Source organism: Candidatus Zixiibacteriota bacterium (assembly GCA_040753495.1).
Taxonomy (GTDB): domain Bacteria; phylum Zixibacteria; class MSB-5A5; order GN15; family PGXB01; genus DYGG01.
Map to the genome: position 1 here is coordinate 1 of JBFMEF010000215.1, position 9,647 is coordinate 9,647.

Genomic DNA, 9,647 nt, shown 5'->3' on the forward strand with positions numbered 1-9,647 from the left:
ATGAAAGCCCAGCCATAAGACGGTCATCGGCGCGATTTCATTTGCCGGGATTGCGGTTGGAAAGCGAAGCCGAATCAGCGGCAGAGTGTCTTTTCTTGGTCCCGCCTCGAGCGAGATGATTGGCTAACTGGATGTAAGATTTCAGACGACGCTCCATCGCCGATGTCAGCTCCGGCAGCGATTCTTGAATATTGTGCTGGTAGTACAAAGGGTCGTTCAGGTCATACAGGAATCGATGGGGATTGTTGGCATAGGCAAAGAAGAATTTGGAGCCTTCAATCAATCCCAGTTTTTCTTCCGATACAATCACGGCGAATCCGGAATCATCGGTAGCGCCGTGCAGAAGGTCTCGCCCCCAGCTAATGAATGACGCATCGGTCGTTGCCAGGGCGGCGACGGTCGGCACGATATCAACCTGGCTCCCTACCCGCGTTATTACAATGCCGCCGCTGTCAATAAGCGCCGGGGCATATATTAGAAGCGGAATATGAAAATTGGTCGGCGCCAGGGGATGTTTCCCTGACTGGTAGGCACAATGGTCAGAGGTGAAGACAAATATCGTGCTGTCAAAAACAGGCTGAGCTTTTATCAAATCAACCAGGTGCCCAATCGCCCAATCGGAGTAATAGAACGTATTCAAAACGCGCGCGAGCGGAAGAGTATCTCCATAAAGCTTGAACCGGTCATCCGGCACCAGGTGCGGGTCATGATTGCTCAGAGTTAGAACGGCAAGATGAAAGGGGCGCGGGAATTTCTTTATCTCCTCCGCCAGTTTCTCGAATATGACATGGTCAGGAATCCCCCATTTCCCCAGTTTCTTCGAGACATCAAAATCATCTTCGCGATAAAAACGGTCGTACCCCGCGGTGCGCAAGAAGCCTTCCATATTGTCAAACTCAACATCGCCGCCATAGGCAAATATGGAACTGTACCGGAACGGTTTCAGAAGTTCCGCCAGAGAAGTAAAAGGATAATCGGCGGCATATCGCTTCATGATGGACCGTCCCGACAGCGACGGAAATGAGCAAAGTATTGCCGGGACACCCCGGTTAGTGCGAATGCCGTTGGCATAGAAACGGCTGAAAAGAATCCCCTGCTGGGCCAGGCTGTCAAATCTTGGCGTCACCTTCCAGCGCGAGCCGAGCGCTCCAACCTTGTCGGCCGACCAGCTTTCCATAATCAGTATGATTATATTTGGCTTGAAATTCCTCTTCTCATATTGCTTCAGATGGCGCCGCAGTGTCCAACTGGAATCGGAGCCAGTATTTTCTATTCCCAGCATGGCGGCGACTGTCTGATACGCCGAGTCAAGTGGATAGTACGCGAAACGGTCAGTATCGCCGCCGAATATTTTTCGTCCCTCCTGGCTTTCCTCGTACAGAGAATGCGCCAACGTATAGGGACTGTTCAGAGCCATTTGATTAATCGTATGGTTCTCAGAAAAAAGAGCGGCGCCCCAATCGAGCGGTTTGATTCCGAGCGAGCCGCGGGCTCCCAACGCCAGCAGGGCCGCCAATATCAAGTTGCCAATCAGGCGGGGGAGAAGAAGCGGCGCCGGCTCAAGTTTAAGACTGAAATCAAGCAGCCTCTTGAGGCAATAATAAAAAACCGCCACCGTCAAAACCCAGATTGTCGCCAGTTTCCAGAAGGCCATATCGGTTATGGCGCTGTAGAAAAACTCCCCCGGGTAATCGAAATAATCGACTGCGAAATAGTTGAGACGGCTGCCGAATACTTCAAAATAACGCAGGTCGGTGACTGAGAACAGAAAAAAGACGGCAAAAATCGCTGTGAGGAGATATCGCAGAATAGCCCGGACCAGATTGTTTTCGAGGCGGAGCACAGGTAAAAGCAGCAGTATGAAAAAAGGAATTATTGTAAAACTGATAAGGCAGGAGTCAAATCTCAACCCTATCAGAAACGACCGCGCAATCGTCAGAAAAGAGGCGCCATCGGTTCGCGGAAAATATGTGAGAAGAAAAAGCGCGCGATAGAGCGAAAAAAACAGCATTCCAAGAACAAAAAAGCCGACCCAGAAGAATATCTTGCGGGAAGGGAAGATGATTGCCAGAAGATTCATCGCCGTTTAATTTGTGCCCGTGATGTTTTCTTTTCTTCAATTGCTTCCGGAAGGCTGAGCATCCGCTTGATTTCTTTTTCGCGCTCTCCTCTGTCGAGTTTCTTGATACTTACGGTTCGACGGCGCGCGCCCGACGCCTCTACTTTCTCCACGGCATAATGGGTTTGAGCGAAGGAGGCGATCTGGTGCAGATGTGTCACCACGATTAGCTGATAGTACTCGGCAAGCGACGCCAGTTTTCTCCCGACCGCGCGGGCGGTCTCGCCGCCGATACCGGAATCGACCTCGTCAAATACCAGCAGACGGCGATTCCCTGATTTCTGGGGAAGGTTTGCCGCCAGAAGCGCCAGCATTATTCGCGAAAGTTCCCCCCCGGATGCTGTTTTCACCAGCGATTTGAGCGGCTCGCCCGGATTGGCCGCAATCAAAAACCGCCCGTTTTCCAATCCCTTGGGAAACGGTTTCACCCGGCGGTTTTCAATCAGCACCCCCTCGGGGTCATCATCGTATCGGAATTCAATTTCGAATCGTGCCTGCTCAAAACCAAGCAACGACAGTTCCTTCTGCACCGCGCCGGCAAGCCTATCTGCCGCTTTCTTGCGAATCGATGAAATCTCAACACTTTCTTTTTCATACTCCCGGCTATGCCGCGTAATCTCTTCGCTCAGATATTTCAGCCGCACCTCGACATCAAGCGTTGAATTCAGCCCCTCTTCAATGGCATTGCGTGCCGCCAGAATCGCCTCTTCCGAACCGCCATATTTTTTCTTCAATCCAAATAGAGTGTCGAGCCGTCGATTAATCTCTTCCAATCGTTCCGGGTTATCCGGTATCGAGGCATAATACCGCTCGATTTCCGACCGGAATTCTTCCAAATTCACCAGAGCCGTCTCGAGAAGTTCCTGCGCCGCTCGCAGTTTTTCGTCGGCTGAAATCATCTGCCCCAACTCGCGACGGCAGGAATTGAGCAGATGAATAGCGGAGGTTTCCTCCCGGTCAATCATTTCCAGAATCTTTTCTGACTTCTCGCCGAGCATAACCGAGGCGTCGAGAATCTTGCGCTCTGCCAGAAGTTCTTCCTCTTCACCGACTCTTATTGCCGCTTTATCGATTTCATCTCTCTGGTATTGCAAAAGTTCTCGCTCCGTCCGGTCGCGCTCCTGGCGGCGCTGCAATTCCTCGTATTCCCGGCGGTCGCTCTGCCACTTCTCGAACAGAAGCCGGAGATTTTCGACCCGCGGGGTGATTCCGGCAAAACGGTCGAGATATTGAAGATGATTTTGCTCGTCAAGCAATTGCTGGTGCGAATGCTGTCCGAAAAGGTCGGCGATATGAACGGTTATGCCCCGCAGTTGAGCCAGTGTGACCAGCTGCGAATCGAGAAACAGTCGCGTATTCCCTTTGGCTTGTATCTCCTTGCGGATAGAAATAGTCTCGCCTGAAACCAGTTCGGCTTCGTCTTGCGCCCCGCTTTTTTTGTCAAGACCGCGAATATCGAACGCACCTTCAATTATTGCCGTCTTTGCGCCCGAGCGGACATCCTCTTTCTCCGCCCGCTCTCCCAGTAACTGCGCGATAGCCCCGACTATTATAGATTTCCCGGCGCCGGTCTCGCCGGTTAGAACATTCATTCCGGCGCCGAATTCGACTTCCAATTTCTCTACCAGCGCGAAATTTTCGATATATATCCGTTTGAGCATTGCCTAATCCTGCCGCCGCTGAATCAGCGCCGCTATCTCCTTCATGATGCTCTTGGCGGTGGCGTTGTCGCCTGCTTCTTCCGCCAGCGCCAACTCTCCTTTGAGACGGTCAATCAGACGCTCCCGTTTGAAGGCGAGAAGTTTCTTGATATAGTCTCGAATCAGGGTGCCAATGTCGCCGGAGGGTATTTCCAGACTTACCATTGACGATATTTCAGCCGCGAGCTCTTTATCCTCCACCATATCAATGAGAATGGACTGGGATATAGTGCCATGAATCTTGTATATGGTCATTATCAAGGAAAAGATTTTCGCCAGCGCCTCCCCCTGGAAGTCTTCGGCTATCAGTTTCTCCCTCACAACATCAATATGCTCCGGATTGCTGATAACGAGCGCCAGAAGTTCCCGCTCAATATCCAGAATTTTCCGGGGTGGTTTTATCAGCGGCGCCGTTTTCTCCGTTTTTTCCCGGGGAAGTAACCTCTGAAAATTTTCCACCGCTATTCCCAGTTTCCGGGACGCCTCTTCAAGAAAGAGACTACGCCTCGTCATATCGCCGATTTTCCCGGCAAGGTCCGCCAGTTCTTTAATCAATTTTTCCTTCGCGATAATCCCCAGGTTGCCGGTCGGCATATCTTTTACCCGAAAATCGAGATACGGCATCCCGGCTTGTCTGAGCGATTCTATCCCGGCCGCTCCATCATCAATAGCCACCAAATCCGGGTCTTTTCCCGGCGGCGGAATCATAACCATAACCTCCATACCGGCATCATAGAGAGAATCGACCGAGCGCAACGCCGCCGCCTGCCCCGCGGAATCGGAATCAAAAAAAAGATATGCCGTATCCGCAAAACGCGCCAGAAGCCGCGCCTGTGGAGAAGTAAACGCCGTCCCGGATGACGCCACCACATTCTTTATCCCCGCTTGATAGAGTGATATGAAATCAAAATATCCCTCAACGATAATGACTTCGTTCCTTTCCCGGATTTCCTGACGGCTGAAATTCAGCCCGTAGAGGACATTGCTTTTGGAATAGAGAGGAGTCTCCGGCGAATTTATATATTTGGCGCTGTCCCCTTTCTTAAGCGCCCGCCCGCCAAAAGCAATTACCTTATCACTGAGATTGAAAATCGGTATCATCAGACGGTAGCGAAAGCGGTCGCGATATCGCTCGCCGCTTTCCGTCTTCTGTATCAATCCCGCTTTTTCCAGGTCGGTAGGGAAGAGGTCTTTTCGAATGGCATAGTTTAATAAGCCATCCCATTCCTCTCCGGCAATGCCGAGTTGAAATCTTTCGATGGAATCATCGCTCAAACGGCGTTTCCTCTTCAGATAATCCTGAATAATATCCCGGTATTTGCTCGAGCGCAACTGCCCGCGATAATAGTCCACCGCCACCTGATGCGCATAGTACAACTTTTCAATCTCTTCACGGGCAATGCCGCTCTCTCTCTTTTCCTCAAGACGAATACCGGCGCGCCGTGCCAGCAGACGCACGGCATCGAGAAAGGAGAGTTTCTCATGCTCCATCAGGAAGGTGAAAACATTCCCCCCTTTGCCGCACCCGAAACAGTGAAATATCTGCTTCTCCTGCGATACCGAAAAGGAAGGAGTTTTCTCCACATGAAACGGGCAGAGCGCCGTGAAATTCCGCCCTCTTTTCTTCAGGCGGAGATACTGGCCGATGACATCGACAATATCGTTTGCCTGACGCACCTGCTCGATAGAATTTTGTGATATTGTTCCGGGCATTATTTGAGCGTAACTACCGTTACTCCGGCGCCCCCCTCGTTCCAATCCCCGAGACGATACGACTCCACTGTAGGATGTTCTTTCAGAAACTGCGAGAGCGCTTTGCGCAAGGCGCCGGTCCCTTTGCCATGCACTACATATATCTGCTTCATCCCCGATATAATAGCCGAATCAAGAAATTTATCAAGCGCTTCCCGGGCTTCTTCGATGGTCATACCCCGCAAATGAAGTTCCGGTCCCGGAGCGGTCAAGTCGCGCATATTGACAGTGCTGCTTACCGCCGGCGTCTGGGTGTAATCAGTAATCTTCTTGAGGTCGCTCAGTTCCACCGTGCTCAGAAGATTGCCGATTCTTACCCGCGCTTTGTTGCCGGTAATTTCAATCAACTCCCCTTCAGCCCGAAGGGAATTGACCGTCACCCGGTCCCCCGGCGACAGTGTCTCTTCCGTCTTCTTCTGCGGGAAATGCTTCGCCTGCAAATGCCCCGCTTTGTCCGCCGCCGTTTTCAAGAATTTATGGGCCGCCTTAACTGCCTCCTGCGAGGCGTTGCTTTCCCGAATGCTCTTAACCAATCGCTCCACTTCCAGGCGCGTTTCGCCCAGGAGTTTCTGAAGTTCTTCCAGATGTTCCTTTTTGCTTTTCTCTATCTCCTGCTCCATCTGACTGAGACGGCGGCGATAAAACTCCTCCAGCTGTGCCGCACTTTTGAGCCTCTCTTCCAGTGAGACCTTGTCCTTCTTCAATGTCGCCAGTTCCTTCTCCAGCGATTCAATGAGTCCGGAAAGGGAGCGCTCCCCCTTGCCCAGTAGTTGCATCGCAGTGTCGGCAATATCGGACGGCAGCCCCAGCCTTCGGGCAATCTCCACCGCATAAGATGACCCCGGAATGCCGGTCAAGAGCCGAAAGGTCGGCTGCAAAGACTCCCGGTCAAATTCAAACGAGGCGTTTTCTATTTCGGGATGATGCATCGGAAGTGTCTTCAACTGTGAATAATGGGTGGTTACAATGACCAGCGTTCCCAGGCTGACCATCTTCAGTAAAATTCCCTCCGCCAGGGCGGCCCCTTCCTTGGGGTCGGTGCCGGCGCCGATTTCATCAAAGAGCGCCAGAGAATCCGGTCCCGAATGCCGCACCGCGTAAATTATCTGCCGGATATGCGAGGAAAAAGTGGAGAGAGATAATTCAATCGATTGCTCATCGCCAATATCGGCAAAAATATTCTTGAATAGCCCAATCTCCGATGGCTCATCGGCCGGTAAATGAAGTCCGGTCTGCGCCATTAAAACCAGCAGGCCAACCGTTTTCAAAAGCACCGTCTTGCCGCCGGTGTTGGGACCGGTAATGATTATAGCCTGACGGCCGTTGCCCAGCGAAAGGTCGCTGGGGATGATAGTATTCTTGTCGGTGGCGTAATAGAGAAGTAACGGATGCCGCGCATTTCTTAAACTGAAATGACTCTTGCCGCTGACAGTGGGGCGGTTACTATCGGTCTTGATGGCGAATAGCGACGCCGCATGTATGGCATCGAGATGCCCGATTATCTCGCAGTTCTGCAGCAACCGGTCGGCCGCCGCTCCAATCATGGCGGTTATATGACGAAGAATCCGGTCTATTTCCAGACGCTCATCCTGCAACAACAGCCCCAACTGGTTATTAAGTTCCACCGTCTCGGTCGGCTCGACATACAAGGTCGCCCCCGACTGCGAGCGGTCATGAATAATCCCGGAATCAGAGCGAAACTGCCCTGAAATCACCGGTATGACATACCGGCCATCGCGCTGAGTTACCATATCATCCTGCCAGCCGGGCGATTTGTGCCGGTCGGCAAGTATCCGCTCCAGACGGTTTATAATCTTGCGCCGCGACTCCCCAATCTCTATCCGGATTTTTTTTAACTCTGATGAGGCGCTGTCCAGAACGGAACCGTTATGGTCAATCGCCTTGACTATCTCTTTTCTGATTTCCGGGAAGGGATGAATCTTTTCCAGATACCCCGCAATTGCCGGGAATCTGTCTCGCTCATCCTTGGCATATCCGTTCAGCCCGCCGCCGACTTCAATCAGTTCCCTCACTTTGAGCATTTCGGCCGGCTCGATAAATATTCCCTCCGCTTTTGCCCTGGCGATAATCTCCCGAATATCCTCCAGCCGATAGAGGGGAAAAGCCTCGCCGAAGCGGATGATATCTTTCATCTGCGCTATCTCGGTCATCCTTGTCTGAATCAACTGCAAATCCTGCACCGGGGCGAATCGCGCAACCTCCGCCATCCCGTAAGATGTCAGACATTGCCCCTGAAGAAGCGCAATAATCTTCGGGTATTCCAGAACCTCGAGAGTATGTTCATCGAATCGTGTCATAAATCCCAAAAAATAACCACGCCGTCGGCGTGGTCAGTAATATAAAATTTTGCGACAGGTTTGAAAACTGATTATTCGCTACCGGCTGGGCTCTTCCGAGCCGAAAAAGCGGTCAATCTGGAATATCACCCGGTACACCTGCTCCCGGTTCTTGGCGATATCCTCCTTTTTGGAGCGGGACATCTTTTTCGATGGCTCCTGCAGGAGGGCATTTTCCACTTTCTTCATAAAGGTCGGATTCCTGGGATGCAGCCCGGTTGAACTCTCGTAAATCGCCGGAAGCGTCTTTGCCACCGTGCCCCCCAAGAATGAATCCTCAAAATCAAGGTAGAACTTCTCCGGCATCGGTATCAGAAAGACCAGAAAGGTCAGGAAACTGATTATAATCCATCCCCGCAGCGCCCCTACAAAAGCCCCGCCGAGTTGGTCCTTTTTACCCAGTTTTTGAAGATTGGCTATCTTGTAGAACAGTATCCCCAGAAGTTTGAAGACGGCGTAAACCAGCGCCAGAAGAATCACAAACGAGAGAAACGCCACCACCAGGGGTGACCCCCCTAATTTCTCGTAAAGCGTGGTGGCGATGACATCAATATAATTGACCGAGACAATGACCGTTGCCGTAAGCGCCGCCAGCGCCATCAGTTCCCGGACAATCCCCTTCTTCGACCCGATTATTATTGCCGCCACCAGCAATATCAGTAAAACTATATCTACCCAGTTCACAGGCCGACTCCTTTCTGGCCCTCTCAGGCGAGCCGAGCGTACTTATTCCTTTTTCACAGCGAGCAATTCCGCCACAATCTTGCTCACCAGCTTGCCGTCCGCCTGCCCTTTGACCTTCGGCATCACTTCTTTCATTACCAGGCCGGTCTTGGCAGGGGAATCCGCCCCCGTTTCCCTGATTACTTCCGCTATGACCTGCCGCAGTTTCTCTTCGGTCATCTGCTCCGGAAGATAACTCAGGATAATATTCAGTTCCGCCGTTTCTTTCTGCACCAGGTCGTCCCGTTTGCCGGCGCGGAACTGCTCGATAGAGTCCCGATGACGTTTCGCCGCGGTGTTCAGCACCGCTATCAAATCGTCGTCGGTCAGTTCTGCCCCTTTATCGATTTTCTTGTATTTGAAATCAGACTTCAGGCCCCGAAGAGTGGTGGCTTTCAGAGAGTCGCCACCCTTCAGGGCCTGAATCAGGTCGTCGTCAATCCGTTTCAGGAGAGACATAGGATATTAACTTTCGGACCCGAACTTGCGGTTTTTCCGTCGTGCCGCATTCAGCTTCCGTTTCCGCCGCTCCGATGGCTTTTCGAAATGCTGATGCTTCTTGATATCAGAAAGTATCCCGGTCTTTTCGCAAAACTTATTGAAACGGCGCAGGGCTTTTTCGAATGATTCGTCGTCACGTACCCTAACACCGGTCATCTATATCCCTCCTTTCAACCTCTTTTGTAACATATTTCATAGCAAAATATTATAATCTTTTTAAAGAAGTTGTCAACAGATTTATTCCACCCCCGGAAGGCTTCCCCCTCTAACCCCATGTTTGCCGTTGACAATGAAGATTTACGCTTGTTATTAGAATTATGAGGGATAAATCAGCAATCGCAGAGTTGCGTCAGTTCCTAGTCCGCCAGATGCGGGCGAGAACTGACGCCATTTGGCGGGCACCGATCCGTCTGGCTCTATCTCTACTCATTTTCACCTCGACTATTACCCCCTCAATTTCCCACGCTGACTGGATAACCTCCGGTTGGTTTTCGC

The 9,647-nt window shown here is 51.6% G+C and carries 7 protein-coding genes; all 7 read right to left on the bottom strand.

The features are described 5' to 3' along the window. Positions 1–37 precede the first annotated feature (37 nt). On the bottom strand, positions 38–2,080 hold the full coding sequence (locus AB1690_13810; GenBank protein MEW6016383.1) for a sulfatase-like hydrolase/transferase: 2,043 nt from the start codon (positions 2,078–2,080) through the stop codon (positions 38–40). After that, positions 2,077–3,780 (bottom strand): DNA repair protein RecN, encoded by a 1,704-nt coding sequence (gene recN, locus AB1690_13815; GenBank protein MEW6016384.1) that lies wholly within the window; start codon positions 3,778–3,780, stop codon positions 2,077–2,079. The genes AB1690_13810 and recN overlap by 4 nt, the downstream gene beginning before the upstream one ends. A gap of 3 nt (positions 3,781–3,783) precedes the next feature. Then, on the bottom strand, positions 3,784–5,532 hold the full coding sequence (gene dnaG / locus AB1690_13820; protein ID MEW6016385.1) for a DNA primase: 1,749 nt from the start codon (positions 5,530–5,532) through the stop codon (positions 3,784–3,786). Continuing rightward, a complete protein-coding gene (locus tag AB1690_13825; protein MEW6016386.1) occupies positions 5,532–7,889 on the bottom strand; it encodes an endonuclease MutS2 in 2,358 nt (785 codons plus the stop codon). The genes dnaG and AB1690_13825 overlap by 1 nt, the downstream gene beginning before the upstream one ends. A 78-nt stretch (positions 7,890–7,967) precedes the next feature. Next, positions 7,968–8,612: a CvpA family protein gene (locus AB1690_13830; protein ID MEW6016387.1), complete on the bottom strand. Its 645-nt coding sequence runs from the start codon at positions 8,610–8,612 to the stop codon at positions 7,968–7,970. Positions 8,613–8,654: 42 nt separating this feature from the next. Further along, positions 8,655–9,110, bottom strand: coding sequence for a GatB/YqeY domain-containing protein (locus AB1690_13835; GenBank protein MEW6016388.1), 456 nt, complete (start codon positions 9,108–9,110; stop codon positions 8,655–8,657). Positions 9,111–9,116: 6 nt separating this feature from the next. Then, the gene (gene rpsU / locus AB1690_13840; GenBank protein ID MEW6016389.1) at positions 9,117–9,308 is read right to left on the bottom strand and encodes a 30S ribosomal protein S21; all 192 of its coding nucleotides are present in this window, start codon (positions 9,306–9,308) and stop codon (positions 9,117–9,119) included. Between the last annotated feature and the right edge of the window lie 339 nt (positions 9,309–9,647).